Raw genomic sequence first — 18,777 nt, forward strand, 5'->3', positions numbered from 1 at the left:
GCAAAAGGAAAGGGCCGGCGAGGCCGGCCCTTCCGCTTCCGTCGCGCGGCCGGTGGCCGCGTGAAGATCAGTCGCCCGAGGCGGCCTTCGCCGGCGACTGCGCGTTGCTGTAGATCAGGTAGGGCTCGGTCTGGTGGTTGATCACCGCCTCGTCGACGACGACCTTGCTGACGTTCTCGAGCGACGGCAGGTCGTACATCGTGTCGAGCAGCACCGACTCCATGATCGTGCGCAGGCCGCGGGCACCGGTCTTGCGCTTCAGCGCGCGACGGGCGATCGCCAGCAGCGCGTCGTGGCGCACCTCGAGTTCCACGCCTTCCATATCGAAGAGGCGCTTGAACTGCTTGGTGATCGCGTTCTTCGGCTCGGTGAGGATCTTCACCAGCGCGGCCTCGTCCAGCTCCTCGAGCGTGGCGACCACCGGCAGACGGCCGACGAACTCGGGGATCAGGCCGAACTTGATCAGGTCCTCGGGCTCGACTTCGGCGAGGATCTTGCCGACTTCGACCTTGCGCTCGGCGCTCTTCACCTTCGCACCGAAACCGATGCCGCCGGCCTCGGTGCTGCGCGCCTGGATGATCTTGTCCAGGCCGGCGAAGGCGCCGCCGACGATGAACAGGATGTTCTTGGTGTCGACCTGCAGGAACTCCTGCTGCGGATGCTTGCGGCCGCCCTGCGGCGGCACCGAGGCGACGGTGCCCTCGATCAGCTTCAGCAGCGCCTGCTGCACGCCCTCGCCCGAGACGTCACGGGTGATCGACGGGTTCTCGGACTTGCGCGAGATCTTGTCGATCTCGTCGATGTAGACGATGCCCTGCTGCGCCTTCTCGACGTCGTAGTCGCACTTCTGCAGCAGCTTCTGGATGATGTTCTCGACGTCCTCGCCGACGTAGCCGGCTTCGGTGAGCGTCGTCGCGTCGGCGATCGTGAACGGCACGTTGAGCAGGCGCGCAAGCGTCTCCGCGAGCAGCGTCTTGCCCGAACCGGTCGGGCCGATCAGCAGGATGTTCGACTTCGACAGTTCGATGTCGTCGTTCTTGATCCGGCTCTCGATGCGCTTGTAGTGGTTGTACACCGCCACCGACAGCGTCTTCTTCGCGCGGTGCTGGCCGATCACGTACTGATCGAGCACCTCGAGGATCTCGCGCGGCTTCGGCAGGTGCGAACGCGCGGCGTGCGCCTTCTCCTCGAGCTCCTCGCGGATGATGTCGTTGCACAGCTCGACGCATTCATCGCAGATGAACACGCTCGGGCCCGCGATCAGCTTGCGCACCTCGTGCTGGCTCTTTCCGCAGAAGGAGCAGTAGAGGATCTTGCTACTGTCGCCGGAACGGCCCTGGCGGTCTTCGGTCATTCTTCAAGGCCCTGGTGGACGGGGTCGGAATCGAGAATATCACAGCGCGGACAGCGCCAATCGCCGGCCAGGGAGTACCGGCCGGACCGTGAAATCCGTCGCGGAATCAGGCGCGTAACGCCGTTCAGGACGCCTGGATCGACTCTTCCGGACGGCGGTCGAGCACCGCGTCGACCATGCCGTAGGCCTTGGCGACTTCGGCGTCCATGAAGTTGTCGCGGTCGGTGTCCTTGGCGATGCGCTCGACCGGCTGGCCGGTGTGCTTCGACAGGATGCCGTTGAGGCGGTCACGCAGGGTCAGGATCTCGCGGGTGTGGATCTCGATGTCCGTGGCCTGGCCCTGGAAACCACCGAGGGGCTGGTGGATCATCACCCGCGAGCTCGGCAGGCAGTAGCGTTTGCCCTTCGCACCGGCGGCCAGCAGCAGCGAGCCCATGCTCGCCGCCTGGCCGATGCAGATCGTGCTGACGTCGGGCCGGATGAACTGCATGGTGTCGTAGATCGCCATGCCGGAAGTGACCACGCCGCCCGGCGAATTGATGTACAGGCTGATGTCCTTCTCGGGGTTCTCCGCCTCGAGGAACAGCATCTGCGCGACGATCACGTTCGCCATGTAGTCGTCGATGGGGCCGACGCAGAAGATCACCCGCTCCTTGAGCAGGCGCGAGTAGATGTCGTAGGCGCGCTCGCCGCGGCTGGTCTGCTCGACCACCATCGGCACCAGGTTCAGACCCTTCGTTTCCATGCCCACGCTCCTCGTTGTCGGCCGCATCAGGCGGTCGGACGCATCAGTTCGGTGAAGGACATCGCCTTCTCGGTGGCGTCGGCGCGCTCGGCGATCCAGTCGATCACCTGCTCCTCCATCACCCGGTTGCGAAGCCCGGACATCAGGTTGGGATCGTTGCGGTAGAGTTCAATGACCTGCGCCGGATCCTCGTAGGTCGAGGCGATCAGCTGCAGGGTCTCGTTCAGGCGCTTGTTGTCCAGGCGCAGGTCGTTCTGGCGCGCGACCTCGCCGACCAGCAGTCCGGCGGCGACGCGGTTGCGAGCCGGCGCCATGAACTGCGTGGAATCGAACTTCGCGTTCGCCTGGCCCTGCTGGCGCGCCTGCTGCTCGGCGGCGGCGGCCATGTTGCGGGCCTCGGCCTCGATCAGGCGCGGCGGCAGCTCGACGTGGGCGTAGGCGGCGACCAGCTTGCCGGCGACTTCGGCGCGCAGTCGCTGCATCAGCGCGCCCTTCAGCTCGCGCTCGAGGTTGGCACGCACTTCGTTGCGGAACTGCTCGATCTTGCCGCTGCGGATGCCGAAGCTCTTGATGAAGGCCTCGTCGACTTCCGGCATGCGCGGCGCGGACACGCGCACCACCTTCAGCGCGACCTTGGCTTCCATGCCCGCCAGCTCGGCGATGCGCCAGTTGGCCGGGAACGTGACCTCGACTTCCTGCTCGTCGCCGGCCTTCATGCCGGCCAGCTTCGCCTCGAGTTCCGGCAGCATCACGTTGGAGCCGAGCACGGTGGCGCCGCGGTCGGCGCCTTCCGCCGGCAGGCGGCCATTGGCGGTCGTCGCGATGGTCTCGACGTTCACCAGGTCACCGGTCTCGGCGCCGCGCTCGACCGGCTCCCAGGTGCGGCGCTGCTGGCGCAGCGTGTCGATCATCGTGTCGATGTCGGCGTCCTCGACGCTCGCGGTGACGCGCTCGATCTTCAGCGCCGCCGGGTCGACGGCGCCGAACTCCGGCACGACCTCGAAGGTGGCGGTGTAGCGGATCTCGCCGCCCTCGCCGGCCGGCTCGGCCTTGATGTCCGGCGAACCGGCGACCTGCAGGTTCTCCTGGCGGATCGCCTCGCCGAAGCTGTCGCGGATCAGCTCGCCGTAGGCCTCGTTGCGCACCTGCGCGCCGAAGCGCTGCTCGATCACGCGGGTCGGCACCTTGCCGCGGCGGAAGCCCTTGATGTTCGCGGTGCGCGCGATCTCCTTCAGGCGCGCGCCGACCACGCCGTCGAGGCGTTCGGCCGGCAGGCTGACCGTGAGGCGGCGTTCCAGGCCGGCGGTGTTCTCGAGCGAGACTTGCATGTCAACTCCTGCGATCGCGCCCATCTCCGGACGCTGAAAATGAAAAAACCCGCGGAGCTCCGGTCAGATCCTCCGCGTCCGTTGCCGGATGGTGCGAAAGGAGAGACTCGAACTCTCACGGGTTGCCCCACTGGAACCTAAATCCAGCGCGTCTACCAGTTCCGCCACTCTCGCAACGCCGCGCGGATCGATTCTTCGGGAAGATTGGTGGGCCGTGTAGGATTCGAACCTACGACCTATTGATTAAGAGTCAACTGCTCTACCAACTGAGCTAACGGCCCTTGATCTTCCCGCCGAAGCGGTTGCGACGCGGCATTATGCCGTGCCTTGAACTGGGGTGGAAGACGGGATTCGAACCCGCGACCCTCGGAATCACAATCCGATGCTCTAACCAGCTGAGCTACATCCACCAAACTGCAGTACTCGCCACGAACCTCATGGCGCGCCCGGCAGGAATCGAACCTGCAACCGCCGGCTTAGAAGGCCGGTGCTCTATCCGATTGAGCTACGGGCGCCTGCAGCGATGATAGCGCGGCGCCTTTGGCCCGGATCCGACGGAGCGGGTATCGCTCGACCTGGTCGGGGCAGAGGGATTCGAACCCACGACATCCAGCTCCCAAAGCTGGCGCTCTACCAGGCTGAGCTATACCCCGGCGGTCAAGCCCGGCAGCCATGCAAGCCTGCCGACGGGTTCTTGGAAAAGTGGCGCGCCCGGAGAGATTCGAACTCCCGACCACCAAGTTCGTAGCCTGGTGCTCTATCCAGCTGAGCTACGGGCGCGCAGCAGAAGCGAAATTATGAGGGGCGTCTTCGAATCCGTCAACAACCCGCACGAATTTCTTTTCCGTTTCCAGCTTCGTTCCTCACCGAAAAATCGCCGCCCTGCGGCGGCGATCGGAACTGGCGGAGTGAGAGGGATTCGAACCCTCGATGGAGCTTTTGACCCCATACTCCCTTAGCAGGGGAGCCCCTTCGGCCTCTCGGGCATCACTCCGGAAACTGGCCCGGTCGCACCACGACAGCGCGCGACCGGCCGCATAGGATAGCGGTCACTCCCGCTCGGGTAAACCCGCCGGCGCATCGTGTGCATCCGGCGCGGCACCATCGTCCTTCTGGATGCGCTGGAAGATCTCTTCGCGATGCACCGCGACATCCTTCGGCGCGGTGATGCCGATGCGCACCTGATTGCCCTTGACGCCGAGCACGGTGACGGTGACCGCGTCGCCGATCATCAGGGTTTCTCCCACCCTTCGCGTCAGTATCAGCATTGGCCCCACCTCCGGATACGTCCCTGCACCGGCCCGCGGCGGCGTGCGCTGCGGTTCCAGGGCCGCAATTGCGGCCTTGCCCGATGGTAGATCGCCCCCGGTCACCGCGCAAACGCGGCACCGGAGGCCTTCGCGCCGCTCGGCGGCGCGCGTTCGTGCTCAGCCGAGGCGCTCGCCGACCCAGCCTGGCACAGCCTCGAGCGCGGCCTTCAGCGCCGGGCCATCGTTGCCGCCGCCCTGGGCCATGTCCGGACGGCCGCCGCCCTTGCCGCCGATCTGCGCGGCGACGTGGCCGACCAGCTCGCCGGCCTTGACCTTGCCCAGCGGCGCGCCCTGCACGCCGGCGACCAGCGAGGCCTTGCCGTCGACCGCCGAGGCCAGAACGATCACCGCATCGGAAAGGCGCGACTTGAGCTGGTCGACGGCCTCACGCAGGGCCTTCGCGTCGAGGCCTTCCAGGCGCGCGGCGACGACGCGTGCACCGCCGACTTCCGGCGCGTTCGCGGCGAGATCGGCGGTGGCGCCGGCGGCGGCCTTCGCCTTCAGCGATTCCAGTTCGCGCTCGAGCTTCTTCTGACGCTCGAGCAGTTGCCGCACCTTTTCGGCGACGTCGGCCTCGCTGCCGCCGACCAGGCCGGCGATCCGCGCGAGCCGCTCCTCGGCCGCGGCCACTTCCGCCAGCGCGGTGGCGCCGGTCACCGCCTCGATGCGGCGCACGCCGGCCTGCAGGCCGCCTTCGGACACGATCTTGAACAGGCCGATGTCGCCGGTGCGGTGCACGTGGCAGCCGCCGCAGAGCTCGGTGGAGAACTCGCCCATGCGCAGCACGCGTACGCGTTCGCCGTACTTCTCGCCGAACAGCGCCATCGCGCCGAAGTCGATCGCTTCCTGCATGCCCATGTGGTGCACTTCCGCCTCGGCATTGCGGCGGATCTCGTCGTTGACGATCGTCTCGACGCGGGCCAGTTGCTCCGGCGTGAGCGGCTGGAAATGCGCGAAGTCGAAGCGCAGGCGGTCCGGCGCCACCAGCGAGCCCTTTTGGGTGACGTGCTCGCCGAGCACGCGACGCAGCGCCGCATGCAGCAGATGGGTCGCCGAATGGTTGAGCACCGTCGCCTGGCGGCGCTCGGCGTCGATGCGCGCGGACAGGTGGTCGCCGAGCGCGAGCGTGCCCGCCTCGAGGCGGCCGAAGTGGCCGTGGAAGGCGCCGGACAGCTTGCGCGTGTCGGTGACCGCGAAGCGATTACCGGCAGCATCGAGCAGCTCGCCGATGTCGCCGACCTGGCCGCCGGATTCGGCGTAGAACGGCGTGCGGTCGAGCACGATCACGGCCTCGTCGCCGGCGGCGATCGTCTCCACCGGCTTGCCGTCGCGGAGCAGCGCGACGATGCGGCAGTCGTCGGCCTCGCGCTCTTCGTAGCCGACGAACTCGGTCGGGCGCAGACGCGCGATCAGTTCGGCCGGCAGCGCCACGCCGCCGCCGAACTGGCCGGCGCTGCGCGCACGCTGCTTCTGCTGGTCCATCAGCGACTCGTATTCGGCCAGCGCGCCCTCTGCGAGTTGCCAGCCCTTGTCGGTGTTCTCGCGCACGAGGTCGGCGATGAGGTCCGGCGGGCAGCCGTAGGTGTCGTGCAGCTGGAAGAGCTGATCGCCGCCGATGCGGTTGCCGGACTCGGCGAGGTAGCCCTGCAGACGGTTCATGCCCGCCTCCAGCGTCGTCGCGAACGCGGCTTCCTCCGACCGCAGCGCCTGCTCGACCAGCGCGTGCTTCGCGCCGAGTTCCGGGTAGGCGTCACCCATCACGTCGATCAGCGGCTTGACCATGCGCCAGAAGCGACCGTCGGCGTGCAGGCCGTCGAGCTTCCAGAAATGGCGGATCGCGCGGCGGATGATGCGGCGAAGCACGTAGCCCCTGCCCTCGTTCGACGGCAGCACGCCGTCGACGATCAGGAAGCTGCAGGCGCGGATGTGGTCGGCGATCACGCGCAGCGACTTGTGCTCCAGGTCCTGCGTCCCGGTCAGCTCCGCCGCTGCCTTGATCAGGTGCTGGAACAGGTCGATCTCGTAGTTGCTGTGCACGTGCTGCAGCACCGCCGAGATCCGCTCCAGGCCCATGCCGGTGTCGACGCATGGCGCCGGCAGCGGCACCAGGCTGCCGTCGGGCTGGCGGTCGTATTGCATGAAGACGTTGTTCCAGATCTCGATGAAACGGTCGCCGTCTTCGTCCGGCGAGCCCGGCGGGCCACCCGGGATGTGCGCGCCGTGGTCGTAGAAGATCTCGGTGCAGGGGCCGCAGGGACCGGTGTCGGCCATCTGCCAGAAGTTGTCGCTGGCGTAAGGCGCACCCTTGTTGTCGCCGATGCGGATGATGCGATCGGTCGGCAGCCCGACCTCCCTGTGCCAGATGTCGAAGGCTTCGTCGTCGGTGTGGTAGACGGTGACGAGCAGGCGTTCCTTCGGCAGCTGCCAGACCCCGGTCAGCAGTTCCCAGGCCCAGACGATCGCGTCCCGCTTGAAGTAGTCGCCGAAGCTGAAATTGCCCAGCATCTCGAAGAAGGTGTGGTGGCGGGCGGTGTAGCCGACCTGGTCGAGATCGTTGTGCTTGCCGCCGGCGCGCACGCAGCGCTGGCTCGATACCGCGCGCCGGTAGCTGCGCTTCTCGGCGCCGAGGAAGACGTCCTTGAACTGCACCATGCCGGCATTGGTGAACAGCAGCGTCGGGTCGTTGCCGGGAACGAGCGGGCTCGAAGCCACCACCTCGTGGCCGCGGGAACGGAAGAATTCGAGGAAATCGCTTCGGATCTGGTTGCTGGTCTTGAGGGTCATGGCGGCGGCTGGCAGGGGGACGGCGACGACGCGCCCGCGGCCTCATCCGTCACGAAGGACGGGCCGGGCGAACGCGCGATCGCGGGGACGCAAGATTAGCAGGCCCGCGGCATCGGGCCGGCATCGGGCCCGCGGCTGCACGAACGCTGCGGATCCCGTCGTCAATCCCCGTCACCGCCCTGCCCGTGCAGCGCCGCCAGCGCCGCCGCGGCCTGGCCGCCGTCGAAACCCCGGCGCAGCAGGAAGGCCTGGGCCTTGCGCCGCCGGGCGGGGTCGACCAGGTCGGCGGCGCGGAACCGCCGCTGCGCCAGCTGCACGGCACGTTCAGCCCAGTCGGCCTCGCAGGCGGCCAGCGCGGCGGCCACCTGCCCCGCATCCATCCCGTGCGCCGCCAGTTCCGCACGGATACGCACCGGTCCATAGCCCGAGGCGGCCCGGTCACGGGCGAACGAGGCGGCGAATCGCGCATCGTCCTGCCAGCCAGCGGCGGCCAGGCGGTCGACCGCCGCCGCCGCCAACGCCGGGTCCACGCCGCGCTCGCCGAGCTTGCGCTCGAGACCACGGCGGGACTGCTCGCGCCGCACCAGCAGGCCGAGACCGCGCCGCCAGGCTTCGGCGGCTGCCTCGGCCTCGTCACGGCCGGCGCGGGAGTCTTCCTCGTCGATCATCGCCGGAGGACGCCGGGGCGAGCGCTTACTCGACCACCTCGGCGTTCTCGTCGCCGATCACCAGGCCGGGCACGAACTTCTCGCGCAGCTTGGCCTCGAGATCCTTCGCGACCGCCGGGTTCTCCTTCAGCCAGGCGCGGACGTTCTCCTTGCCCTGGCCGATGCGCTCGCCGTTGTAGCTGTACCAGGCGCCGGCCTTCTCGATCAGCTTGGCGTCGACACCCATGTCGATCAGCTCGCCTTCGCGGCTGATGCCCTGGCCGTAGAGGATCTCGGTGACGATGACCTTGAACGGCGGCGCCATCTTGTTCTTCACGACCTTGATCTTGGTCTGGTTGCCGATGACCTCGTCGCCCTTCTTGACCGAACCGATGCGGCGGATGTCCAGGCGCACCGAGGCATAGAACTTCAGCGCGTTGCCGCCGGTCGTGGTCTCCGGGCTCTGGCCCGGCATCATGATGCCGATCTTCATGCGCAGCTGGTTGATGAAGATCACCATGCAGTTGCTGCGCTTGATGTTGCCGGTGAGCTTGCGCAGGGCCTGGCTCATCAGGCGCGCCTGCAGGCCCGGCAGCTGGTCGCCCATCTCGCCCTCGATCTCGGCGCGCGGGGTCAGCGCGGCGACCGAGTCGACGACGACCATGTCGACCGAGTTCGAGCGCACCAGCATGTCGGCGATCTCCAGCGCCTGCTCGCCGGTATCCGGCTGGCTGACCAGCAGGTTGTCGATGTCCACACCCAGCTTGACCGCGTAGGTCGGGTCGAGCGCGTGTTCGGCGTCGATGAACGCGGCGGTGCCGCCGGCCTTCTGGCATTCGGCGATCGCCTGCAGGGTCAGCGTGGTCTTGCCCGAGGACTCCGGACCGTAGATCTCGATCACGCGCCCCTTCGGCAGGCCACCGATGCCGAGCGCGATGTCGAGCATCAGCGAACCGGTACCGATGACCTCGGCCGGCTCGGCGGACTTGTCGCCCATGCGCATCACCGCGCCCTTGCCGAACTGCTTCTCGATCTGGCTCAGCGCGGCGGTCAGGGCCCGCTTCTTGTTCTCGTCCATCGTGCTCATCGTCGTCGTCCTGGAAGTCGTGGAGGGATTGCGGGCGATTGTGGCGGCGGAGAATCTCACGGACCGAGATGCTCCCGGCGATTCCGACTCTGCCTGTGCGGCCGGGGCCGCAGCAGCGGCGCCGGCGGTGGTTTCGGGTAGGGAAACAGCGCGTTCGGCCTGCGCCTTCTTCCTCGACCGGGTCATCGGTTCGGCCTGACGAGACCGCAGTACAGACCCTCGACCGCGAAGTCCTGGTCCGGACGCACGACGATCGGCGCGTAGTCGGGATTGCGCGGCAGCAGGCGCACGCCGTCCTTGCCGATCTTCAGCAGCTTCACGGTGATCTCGTCGTCGATGCGGGCGACGACGATCTGGCCACTACGTGCGTCACGGGTGCGGTGCACGCCGATCAGGTCGCCGTCGAGGATGCCCTCGTCGCGCATCGAATCGCCCTTGACCCGCAGCAGGTAGTCCGGCGCCGGCGAGAAGAACACGCGGTCGAGCAGGACCATGCCGTGCAGGTCGGGATCGGCGCCGATCGGCAGGCCGGCCGCGACCTGGCCGAGCACCGACAGCCGGAGCGGCTCGTCCCCGGCCGCCGGGACGAGGTCGGCGGCCGGGGACGGAACCGGAGGCTGCACCAGCCGGATCCCGCGCGCCTGGCCGGCGACGCGACGGATCAGGCCGGCCTGTTCGAGCGCCTCGAGGTGGTACTGCGCGGCACGCACGCCCTTGAAGCCGAAGGCGTGCGCGATCTCCACCTGGGAGGGAGGAACGCCGTCGTCGGCGATCCGTTGACGGATCAGCGCGAGGATCGCGTGCTGGGTTTCGGTGATGTCCATTAGTAGTAATACTACTAACCGACCCGCCGGGGCTGTCAAGCCCCGCGTGCGACGAAGCTCAGGAAGCCAGAGCCAGCAGGCCTTCCAGCGCCGCGGCCACCGTCTGCCGGCGCACCGCGTCGCGGTCGCCGTCGAAATGGAAGACGTCGGCGCGCGGATAGTCACCCCGCCGCTTCCAGCCGATCCAGACCGTGCCGACCGGCTTGCCCGGCAGGCCGCCGGTCGGCCCGGCGATGCCGGTGACGGCGACGGCGATCGACGCGCCGGACTTCACCAGCGCGCCGCTGACCATCTCCAGTACCGTCTCGCGGCTGACCGCGCCGTGCTCGGTCAGTGTTTCCGGGCGCACGCCCAGCAGCGCCTGCTTCGCCTCGTAGCTGTACGCCGCCATGCCGCAGTCGAACCAGGCCGAGCAACCGGGAATGTCGGTGATCATCTTGGCGATCCAGCCGCCGCTGCAGCTCTCGGCGGTGGCCAGCATCAGGTGGCGGGCCTGCAGGGACGCGCCGACCTGGCGGGCCAGGTCGTGCAGGGCTTCGTCGTCGTAGGCGGGGGGCATGGCGCGAGGGTAGCCGCGCCACCACGCGCTGACCATCGGGGGGGCTTGACGGACTCGTCTACGCGTGTAGTCTGCGCCCATGTTTACGGACGTAGACGAGAACCCGATGCAGATCAGCGATGCCGAGAGCGTGGTCATGGAAGTCCTGTGGCGGACCAGTCCGCGCGGTTCCGACGAAATCATCGCCGAGCTCGCCCGCGAGCCCGGCTGGCATGCCTCGACGGTGAAGACGCTGCTCAACCGGCTGGTGCGCAAGGGCGCGCTGGCGGTGGAGCGGGACGGGCGGCGCTTCCTGTACACGCCGGTACTGCGGCGTGCCGCCTGGGTCGCGGGCCAGAGCCGCGGCCTGCTCGACCGGTTGTTCGACGGCCGCCTGGCGCCGCTGGTCGCCCACCTCGCCGACGCCCGCGCCCTCAGCGCCGACGACATCGCCGAACTCAAGCGTCTCGTGGAGAACCTCGATGACGAGCACTGAGCTGCTGTGCGAACTGCTCGAAGCCACCCTCGCCTCGTCGCTGGCCGCGCTGGCGGTGCTGGCGCTGCGCCGGCCGCTGCGCGACTTCGCCGGTCCCGGCGCCGCCGCCCTCGCCTGGGCCGCGGTGCCGCTGGCGGTGCTGGCGGTGTGGCTGCCGGCGCGGGCGGCCGGCCCCGGCGCCGCCGGGACCGCCGGTGCGATCACCGACGCCGTGTTCGCGCCGGTGATTCAAGGCGCCGGCGCGACGTCCGCGGGGCCCTGGCTGCTGGCGCTGTGGGCGAGCGGCGCCGCGGCGGGGGCCCTCGTTTTCGCGCTGCGGCAGCGCCGGTTCCTGCGTGGGCTGCGCCCGATCGAGGGCACGCCCTGGCTGGCCAGCCCGGCCGGCGGTCCGGCGGTGGTCGGCCTGCTGCGTCCGCGCATCGTGCTGCCGGCGGATTTCCGCCTGCGCTACGACGCCGGCGAACTGACGCTCGTGCTCGCCCACGAGTGCATGCACCTGCGCCGCGGCGACCTGCCGGCGCAGGCGCTCGCGACGGTCCTGCGCTGCCTGTTCTGGTTCAACCCGCTGCTCGTCCGGGCCGAACGCCGCTTCCGCGAGGACATCGAACTGGCCTGCGACGCCGCGGTGCTGCGGCAGAACCCACGCTCGCGCCGCCGCTACGGCAGCGCGATGTTGAAGACCCATCTGGCCGATGTCGGCCTCCCGCTCGCCTGCCACTGGCAGTCGGGCCATTCCCTCAAGGAGAGAATCCAGATGCTCGAACGTCCCCTCGCTTCCTCCCGGCGCCGGCGAACCGCCGCCGTCGCGGTTTCCGTCGCGCTGATCGCGTCCGCCGGCCTGGCCTGGGCCGCGCAACCGGCAGCGCCAGCCGCCGACGCAACCGCAGGTCCCGCGCAGATCGCGGCCGATGAAGATGTGCTCACCGCGCCGGCCTATCCCGCGGCGGCCGTACGCGACCACATCAGCGGCCAGGTGCTGCTGGAGATCCTGGTCGGCGAAGACGGCGTACCGCGCGAGGTGAAGGTCGTGAGTTCCTCACCGGAAGGCGTATTCGACGCCGCGGCGGTCGAGGCGGCGCGGAACTGGCGCTTCAATGCCGGCCGCAACGGTGCCGGCGGCGAGAAGGTCGAGGGCTGGATCCGCGTGCCGGTGCGCTTCGAGGCCGAGGACCAGAATGCCGGGAGCCCCGGCACCACCTGAGCCCTGACCCGGTCGTCGCCGCGGACGCGACGGCCGAAGCGGCGGACGCTTCCGGCACAATGCCGGGGCGTCCGCCAGTTCCGAGCCCATGTCCGTCCAGTCCCCGCCGTCCGCGCCCGCCCACACGCCGTTGATGAAGCAGTTCTTCGCCGCCAAGGCGGAGCACCCCGACATCCTGCTGTTCTTCCGGATGGGCGACTTCTACGAGCTGTTCTACGACGACGCCCGCAAGGCCGCGCGCCTGCTCGACATCACCCTGACCCAGCGCGGCAGTTCCGGCGGCGCACCGATCCCGATGGCCGGGGTGCCGGTGCATGCGTACGAAGGCTATCTCGCGCGCCTGGTGGCGCTCGGCGAGTCGGTGGCGATCTGCGAGCAGATCGGCGATCCCGCGCTCGCGAAGGGCCTGGTCGAACGCAAGGTGGTGCGCATCGTCACGCCGGGCACGGTCACCGACGAGGCGCTGCTGCAGGAACGCCGCGACACCCTGCTGCTGGCGGTCGCGCGCGGGCGCGCCGGCTGGGGCTTGGCCTGGGCCGATCTCGCCGGCGGTCGCTTCCTGGTATCGGAAGTGACGACCGATGAGCAGCTCGCCAGCGAACTCGCGCGGCTCGAGCCCGCCGAGCTGCTGGTGCCCGACGAGGATGGCCTGCCCGCCTGCCTGCTCGAGCGCGGCGGCCTGCGCCGGCGTCCGCCCTGGGGTTTCGATGCCGACAGCTGCCGGCGCCAGCTGCTGCGCTTCTTCGGCCTGCACGACCTCAGCGGCTTCGGACTCGAAGAACGGCCGCTGGCGACCGCCGCCGCCGGCGCCCTGCTCGCCTACGTCGAGGAAACCCAGAAGCAGCGGCTGCCGCACCTGACCGCGATCGCGTTCGAGTCCGCCGACGACGGCATCGCCCTCAACGCGGCGACCCGCCGCCACCTCGAGCTCGACAGCCGCGTCGACGGCCGCAACGAACACACCCTGCTCGGCGTGCTCGATGCCAGCATCACCCCGATGGGCGGCCGCCTGCTGCGGCGCTGGCTGCACCGGCCACTGCGCGACCGCCACGTGCTCGCGGAACGCCACCAGGCGGTGGCGACCTTCGTGCACAGCGGTGCCCACGATGCCCTGCGCGAGCGCCTGCGCGGCGTCGGCGACCTCGAACGCATCCTGTCGCGGGTCGCGCTGCGCTCGGCGCGCCCACGTGATCTCTCCACGCTGCGCGACGGCCTGGCGATGCTCCCCGACCTGCGTGCCCTGCTCGCGCCGCTGGACGCGCCGCGGCTCGGCGCCCTCGCCGGCGAACTCGGCGAACACGCGGACGCCGCCGACCTGCTGGCGCGGGCGCTGGTCGTCCAGCCGCCGGTGCTGCTGCGCGACGGTGGCGTCATCGGCGCCGGTTTCGACGCCGAACTCGACGAACTGCGCGTGCTGTCGACCAATGCCGACCGGTTCCTGATCGACCTGGAGGGGCGCGAACGCGCGGCCACCGGCATCGCCACGCTGAAGGTCGGCTACAACCGCGTGCACGGCTATTACATCGAGATCAGCAAGGGCCAGAGCGAGCGCGCGCCGGCGCATTACACCCGCCGGCAGACGCTGACCGGCGCCGAGCGCTACATCACCGAGGAACTGAAGGCCTTCGAGGACAAGGTGCTCGGCGCCCGCGACCGTGCGCTGACCCGCGAGAAATTCCTCTACGAGCAGTTGCTCGACCGCCTCAACGAAGGCCTGGAACCGCTGCGCCGCTGCGCCGCCGCCTTGGCCGAACTCGACGTGCTGGCCGCCTTCGCCGAACGCGCGCTGGCGCTGGACTGGACCGCGCCGGAACTGGTCGACGCGCCCTGCCTGCAGATCGAACGCGGCCGGCATCCGGTGGTCGAAGCCGTACGCGCCGAGCCCTTCGAGCCGAACGAGCTGCTGCTCGACGAACAGCGGCGGATGCTGGTGATCACCGGTCCGAACATGGGCGGCAAGTCGACCTACATGCGGCAGAACGCACTGATCGTGCTGCTCGCGCACATCGGCAGCTTCGTGCCGGCGGCGAAGGCGGTGATCGGGCCGATCGACCGCATCCTGACCCGCATCGGCGCCGGCGACGACCTCGCCCGCGGGCAGTCGACCTTCATGGTCGAGATGGCGGAAACCAGCTACATCCTCCACCACGCGACCGCGCAGTCGCTGGTGCTCATGGACGAGATCGGCCGCGGCACCTCGACCTACGACGGCCTCGCGCTGGCCGAGGCCTGCGCCCGGCATCTGGCGCAGAAGAACCGCGCCTGGACCCTGTTCGCGACCCACTACTTCGAGCTGACCGCGCTGGCCGAACCCGGCAGCGGCATCGCCAACGTGCATCTGGATGCGGTCGAACACGGCGACCGCCTGGTGTTCATGCACGCGGTCAAGGACGGCCCGGCGAACCGCAGCTTCGGCCTGCAGGTCGCGGCGCTGGCCGGGCTGCCCCGCGAGGTCGTCGCGCAGGCGCGGCGCACCCTGGCCGAGCTGGAAAGCCGCGGCGGCCCGCATGCGGCCGCGGCGACCGCGCCGGCGGCGCTCGACGCACCGCTGCAGTTCGGTCTGTTCGCGCCGCAGACCTCGCCGGCGCTGGAGGAACTCGCCGCGATCGAGCCCGACGAACTCAGCCCGAAACAGGCCCTCGAAGCCCTCTACCGCCTGAAAGCGAAGCTGTAGGAGCGCCTTCAGGCTGAACGCGAAGCTGTAGGAGCGCCTTCAGGCGCGATCAGAGCGCGTCGAGGTCGCCGAGGGCCTGGATCAGCCGGCGCGCGCGCTTGTCGGGTTTGCCGGCCGGCGGCCGGTAACCGGTGGCGGTGGCGCGGCGCTGCGCCGCCGCGGCCTCGCGCGCCGCCTTCGATTCGGCAGTCTCCGCATACAGCCCCTGCGCGACCGGTGCCGGGCCGCGCTGGTCGCTGAGCCCGAGGACGTCGATCTCGAAGACGTCATCGCCGCGACGGACCCGCAGACGGTCGCCGACGCGCACGGCGCGCGAGGGTTTGCCCGCCTGGCCGCCGATCTCCACCCGGTGCGTCTCGATCGCCTGCTTCGCCAGCCCGCGCGTCCTGAAGAAGCGCGCCGCCCACAGCCAGAGGTCGAGGCGGACGCCAGGGTTCGGTTCGGGGTGCTCGGTCATCGGCGGAATTCTGCGCGCACGGGCGTTGCGGCGGGTGAACGTTTCACTCGGCCGGCGCCGTGTCCTGCGCACGCAGCGCCGGCAGCATGCGCCGCGCCAGTTCGACCGAGCGTGGCGCGGCCAGCCCGCCCCAGCGGTCGTCGATCGCGACCAGCGCGGTGCGCGCTGCCGCCACGTCGCCGGCGGCGAAGCGCGCCTCGGCCGCGTCGAGCGCCGCCGCGATTTCCGCGTCCAGTCGCGCCGCGCAGTCCGGATCGGGCCGTACCGGCGCGGCCAGCGCATCGAGCGCTTTCGCGAGTTCGCGCGCGTTCGGCACCCAGTGGTCGAGCCGCGCCGGCGAACGCACGATCACGTCGGCGAAACACAAGGCCTGCATGGAAGCCCGTGCGCGGCCGTCGTTGCCGCGGTTGCGGGGGTCCTGCTGGCCGCTGACGAAGACGAACCGGGTCCGCTGCTGCAGCTGGCGCGCGAGTTCCGGCGGCGGCGGCGCCAGTCGCGCGCTGCCGACGATCACGCTGCCTGCGAACTGCAGGGTGCCGGTGAATTCGTCCGGCCACGCCATCGCGACCCGCTGGGCGACGCGGGCGCCGCCGGAGAAACCGCCGATCCACGTTCGCGCCGGGTCGATGCGCCAGCGCGCCTTCGCGTACGAATAGGCGTCGAGGATGCGCGGAATGCGTCGCGGGAACAGCTCGACGTGATTTCCGGCGCCGCGCACGACGAGCAGCAGGATGCCGCGTTCGGCGAGCGGCCGCTTCCATTCCGGTGGCAGCGCGACCGAATCGTCCGGCAGCACGAACAGCAGCAGCCCGAAGCCGGCGTCCGGCTCCGCCGGCGGGATCCAGGCGTCGACCTCGCCGCCGGCGAACTCCTCCGCGGCGAGCCGGCGGCCGCTGGCTTCGACGAACCGGCGCAGGTCGTCGGCGGCGATCGGCGACTGCAGGCGGCGGTTGTATTCGTCGCCGTCGAGCAGCGGCGACGGCGCGTCGACCGGCAGCCGGGCGACCGTCGTGGCGGCGGACACGGTGAGCAGCATCAGCGCGGCGGCGAGTGGACTCATGGCCGAAGCCTACGCTGGCCGGAAAGGGGGAACGAGAAGCCCGTTATGGCGGCGTGCACCCCGGGGCGCTCGCGAGGCGTGGGGATCGCGGCTGAAGCCGCTCCTACGGGTGTGGCGTGCTGCGGAAATGCGAACGGCCGCCCGAGGGCGGCCGTCGCGGGGAAGCGGGAAGCGCGGCTCAGTCGGCCGAACGCGCCGCCAGGTCTTCCTTGATGCGCGCCTTCTTGCCTTCCAGCGCACGCAGGTAATACAGCTTGCTCTGGCGGACCTTGCCGCGGCGCTTGACCGTGACCGAGTCGATGATCGGGCTGTGGGTCTGGAACACGCGCTCGACGCCGAAGCCGTGCGAGATCTTGCGCACGGTGAAGGCCGAGTTCAGGCCGGCGTTCTTGATCGCGATGACCACGCCTTCGTAGGCCTGGACGCGCTCGCGGTTGCCTTCCTTGACCTTGACGTTGACGACGACGGTGTCGCCCTGGCCGAACTTCGGCAGCTCGCGCTTGACCTGCTCGGCTTCGAACTGCTGCAGCAGCTTGTGGATGCTCATGATGGGACGCCTCTGATGGTTGTTGTCGTGCGTGCCAGAGGCCCGGGAATCCGTGCGTGGCTCATGGGAAGCGCGGCAGTATAGCCGGGCAAGTGCTTGAAAGGGAAGCCGATCAGTCGCGGTCGCCGGCGATCCACGCGGCCAGCAGGGCGCGGTCGGCCTTCGTCAGCGCCATCCGCGCCAGCAGATCCGGACGCCGCTGCCAGGTGCGGCCCAGGCTCTGCTTGCGCCGCCAGCGGGCGATCGCCGCGTGGTCGCCGGACAGCAGCACCGGCGGCACGCCCTCGGTGCCACAGGCCCCCGAGCGGGTGTAGTGCGGGCAGTCGAGCAGGCCGTCCTCGAAGCTGTCCTGGCGGGCCGACTCGGCGTGGTTCAGGGCGCCGTCCTGCAAGCGCCCGACCGCGTCGATGACCACCGCCGCGGCGAGTTCGCCGCCACTGAGCACGTAGTCGCCGATCGACAGTTCCTCGTCGACGTGGCGGGCGACGAAACGCTCGTCGAGCCCTTCATAGCGGCCGCAGAGCAGGATCAGCCTCGGTAGCGCCGCGAGGTCGCGCACCTTCGCCTGGGTCAGCCGGCGGCCCTGCGGGCTCATCAGCAGCACCGGCGCCGGCGCCGGATCGGCGGCGCGCACCGCCGCCAGGCAGGCCTCGAGCGGCTCCGCCAGCATCACCATCCCGGGGCCGCCGCCGAACGGGCGGTCGTCGACACGACGGTAGTTTCCGGTGGCGTGATCGCGCGGATTCCAGCCGTGGACGGTCAGCAGCGCGCGTTCCTGCGCCCGTCCGACGACGCCGAGGCCGGCGCTGTCGCGGATGAAGTCCGGGAACAGGGTGACGACGTCGATGCGCATCGGCGCGCTCAGAAATCGGGGTCCCAGTCGACGGTCACCCGGCCGGCGTCGAGGTCGACGGCGGTGACGTACTGGCCGATCACGAACGGGATCAGGCGCTGGCGCTCGCCGTCGACCACCATCACCGCATTGGCGCCGGTGTCGAACAGGTGCGAGACGGTGCCCAGGGCGAGGCCGTCGATGGTCTGCACCGCCAGCCCCTCGAGGTCGACCCAGTAGTACTCGCCCTCGGCGGGCGGCGGCAGCCGGTCGCGCGGCACCCAGATCTCGGCGCCGTGCAGCGCCTCGGCCTGCTCGCGCGTGGCGACGTCGGGGAAGCTGGCGATGACCGTCTTGCCGGTGTCGCGACCGCGCACGCCGGAGACCTCGCGCTCGCCGTCGGCGGTGCGCAGGATCCAGGGCTGGTAGCCGAACAGAGCGGCGCGGGGATCGGTCCAGGACAGCAGCTTGAGCTCGCCCCGGACGCCGAACGCGCCGGCAACCCTGCCCAGCAGGACGCGGCGCGTCGTCGTGGTCATCGCGAAAGGTCCCGCGGCGCGGGACCGGAGGCTCAGGCCGAAGCCTGGGCCGAGGCTTCCTTGACCAGCATGCGGACCTTGTCGGTCAGCTGCGCGCCATGGAAAACCCAGTGCTGAACGCGGGCGGTGTCGACCTCGACGCGCTTCTCGGCGCCGACGGCGATCGGGTTGTAGAAACCGACGCGCTCGATCGAACGGCCGTCGCGCTTGCTGCGCGAGTCGGTGACGACGATGTGGTAGAAGGGGCGCTTCTTGGCGCCGCCGCGGGTCAGACGGATCTTGACCATGTGGTTTGCTCTGCGTTTGCGTGACAGGAACCGGCCGGGACCGGCTCGGGGAAGCCGCGCATTCTAG

At 69.8% G+C, this 18,777-nt stretch carries 18 protein-coding genes and 7 tRNA genes; 3 read left to right on the forward strand and 22 right to left on the reverse strand.

Translation table 11 applies throughout. The features are described 5' to 3' along the window. Positions 1-67 precede the first annotated feature (67 nt). The 16 genes from clpX to K311_RS0113580 all read right to left on the reverse strand — a co-directional run bounded on the left by clpX (position 68) and on the right by K311_RS0113580 (position 10,638). Complete coding sequence (gene clpX, locus K311_RS0113505; RefSeq protein ID WP_026817736.1) at positions 68-1,354, reverse strand: ATP-dependent Clp protease ATP-binding subunit ClpX; 1,287 nt, start codon at positions 1,352-1,354, stop codon at positions 68-70. Positions 1,355-1,478: 124 nt separating this feature from the next. Further along, positions 1,479-2,099: an ATP-dependent Clp endopeptidase proteolytic subunit ClpP gene (gene clpP, locus K311_RS0113510; protein WP_043797339.1), complete on the reverse strand. Its 621-nt coding sequence runs from the start codon at positions 2,097-2,099 to the stop codon at positions 1,479-1,481. A gap of 26 nt (positions 2,100-2,125) precedes the next feature. Then, a complete protein-coding gene (gene tig / locus K311_RS0113515; RefSeq protein ID WP_026817738.1) occupies positions 2,126-3,427 on the reverse strand; it encodes a trigger factor in 1,302 nt (433 codons plus the stop codon). Between the two features lie 89 nt (positions 3,428-3,516). Beyond that, positions 3,517-3,601 (reverse strand) — tRNA-Leu (locus K311_RS0113520). Positions 3,602-3,632: 31 nt separating this feature from the next. After that, positions 3,633-3,708, reverse strand: a tRNA-Lys gene (locus K311_RS0113525). A gap of 52 nt (positions 3,709-3,760) precedes the next feature. After that, positions 3,761-3,837 (reverse strand) — tRNA-His (locus K311_RS0113530). A 28-nt stretch (positions 3,838-3,865) separates the two neighbouring features. Beyond that, positions 3,866-3,942, reverse strand: a tRNA-Arg gene (locus tag K311_RS0113535). 61 nt (positions 3,943-4,003) lie between these two features. Next, positions 4,004-4,080: transfer RNA gene (locus K311_RS0113540), tRNA-Pro, on the reverse strand. A 50-nt stretch (positions 4,081-4,130) separates the two neighbouring features. Beyond that, positions 4,131-4,207, reverse strand: a tRNA-Arg gene (locus tag K311_RS0113545). Between the two features lie 121 nt (positions 4,208-4,328). Beyond that, positions 4,329-4,421, reverse strand: a tRNA-Ser gene (locus tag K311_RS0113550). Between the two features lie 55 nt (positions 4,422-4,476). Beyond that, on the reverse strand, positions 4,477-4,695 hold the full coding sequence (csrA, locus tag K311_RS0113555) for a carbon storage regulator CsrA (protein WP_026817739.1): 219 nt from the start codon (positions 4,693-4,695) through the stop codon (positions 4,477-4,479). A 159-nt stretch (positions 4,696-4,854) separates the two neighbouring features. Continuing rightward, a complete protein-coding gene (gene alaS / locus K311_RS0113560) occupies positions 4,855-7,521 on the reverse strand; it encodes an alanine--tRNA ligase (RefSeq protein WP_026817740.1) in 2,667 nt (888 codons plus the stop codon). A gap of 161 nt (positions 7,522-7,682) precedes the next feature. Then, positions 7,683-8,189, reverse strand: coding sequence for a regulatory protein RecX (locus K311_RS17090; protein WP_081683468.1), 507 nt, complete (start codon positions 8,187-8,189; stop codon positions 7,683-7,685). A 25-nt stretch (positions 8,190-8,214) separates the two neighbouring features. After that, the gene (recA, locus tag K311_RS0113570) at positions 8,215-9,246 is read right to left on the reverse strand and encodes a recombinase RecA (RefSeq protein ID WP_026817741.1); all 1,032 of its coding nucleotides are present in this window, start codon (positions 9,244-9,246) and stop codon (positions 8,215-8,217) included. Between the two features lie 191 nt (positions 9,247-9,437). Continuing rightward, positions 9,438-10,079 (reverse strand): transcriptional repressor LexA, encoded by a 642-nt coding sequence (gene lexA, locus K311_RS0113575; protein ID WP_026817742.1) that lies wholly within the window; start codon positions 10,077-10,079, stop codon positions 9,438-9,440. A gap of 58 nt (positions 10,080-10,137) precedes the next feature. Then, positions 10,138-10,638: a CinA family protein gene (locus tag K311_RS0113580; RefSeq protein WP_026817743.1), complete on the reverse strand. Its 501-nt coding sequence runs from the start codon at positions 10,636-10,638 to the stop codon at positions 10,138-10,140. A 106-nt stretch (positions 10,639-10,744) separates the two neighbouring features. On the opposite strand from K311_RS0113580, the gene K311_RS0113585 reads away from it, so the two are divergent. The 3 genes from K311_RS0113585 to mutS all read left to right on the forward strand — a co-directional run bounded on the left by K311_RS0113585 (position 10,745) and on the right by mutS (position 14,988). After that, positions 10,745-11,113 carry a BlaI/MecI/CopY family transcriptional regulator gene (locus tag K311_RS0113585; protein WP_026817744.1) on the forward strand — a complete coding sequence of 123 codons (369 nt, stop codon included), beginning with the start codon at positions 10,745-10,747 and terminating at the stop codon, positions 11,111-11,113. After that, a complete protein-coding gene (locus K311_RS17095; RefSeq protein WP_043797338.1) occupies positions 11,100-12,314 on the forward strand; it encodes a TonB family protein in 1,215 nt (404 codons plus the stop codon). The genes K311_RS0113585 and K311_RS17095 overlap by 14 nt, the downstream gene beginning before the upstream one ends. An 88-nt stretch (positions 12,315-12,402) precedes the next feature. Further along, positions 12,403-14,988: a DNA mismatch repair protein MutS gene (gene mutS / locus K311_RS0113595; RefSeq protein ID WP_026817745.1), complete on the forward strand. Its 2,586-nt coding sequence runs from the start codon at positions 12,403-12,405 to the stop codon at positions 14,986-14,988. Positions 14,989-15,037: 49 nt separating this feature from the next. Here mutS and K311_RS0113600 read toward each other — a convergent pair whose 3' ends face one another. The 6 genes from K311_RS0113600 to rpsP all read right to left on the reverse strand — a co-directional run bounded on the left by K311_RS0113600 (position 15,038) and on the right by rpsP (position 18,710). Next, positions 15,038-15,445: an RNA-binding S4 domain-containing protein gene (locus K311_RS0113600; RefSeq protein ID WP_026817746.1), complete on the reverse strand. Its 408-nt coding sequence runs from the start codon at positions 15,443-15,445 to the stop codon at positions 15,038-15,040. A 43-nt stretch (positions 15,446-15,488) separates the two neighbouring features. Further along, a complete protein-coding gene (locus tag K311_RS0113605) occupies positions 15,489-16,505 on the reverse strand; it encodes an alpha/beta hydrolase (protein ID WP_026817747.1) in 1,017 nt (338 codons plus the stop codon). 178 nt (positions 16,506-16,683) lie between these two features. Beyond that, positions 16,684-17,052 (reverse strand): 50S ribosomal protein L19, encoded by a 369-nt coding sequence (gene rplS / locus K311_RS0113610; protein ID WP_043797337.1) that lies wholly within the window; start codon positions 17,050-17,052, stop codon positions 16,684-16,686. A 112-nt stretch (positions 17,053-17,164) separates the two neighbouring features. After that, positions 17,165-17,905: a tRNA (guanosine(37)-N1)-methyltransferase TrmD gene (gene trmD / locus K311_RS0113615; protein ID WP_026817749.1), complete on the reverse strand. Its 741-nt coding sequence runs from the start codon at positions 17,903-17,905 to the stop codon at positions 17,165-17,167. Positions 17,906-17,913: 8 nt separating this feature from the next. Next, on the reverse strand, positions 17,914-18,423 hold the full coding sequence (gene rimM / locus K311_RS0113620; RefSeq protein WP_026817750.1) for a ribosome maturation factor RimM: 510 nt from the start codon (positions 18,421-18,423) through the stop codon (positions 17,914-17,916). 32 nt (positions 18,424-18,455) lie between these two features. Beyond that, a complete protein-coding gene (gene rpsP, locus K311_RS0113625; protein ID WP_026817751.1) occupies positions 18,456-18,710 on the reverse strand; it encodes a 30S ribosomal protein S16 in 255 nt (84 codons plus the stop codon). Positions 18,711-18,777: the final 67 nt, after the last annotated feature.

Source organism: Arenimonas composti TR7-09 = DSM 18010 (genome assembly GCF_000426365.1).
GTDB classification, from domain to species: domain Bacteria; phylum Pseudomonadota; class Gammaproteobacteria; order Xanthomonadales; family Xanthomonadaceae; genus Arenimonas; species Arenimonas composti.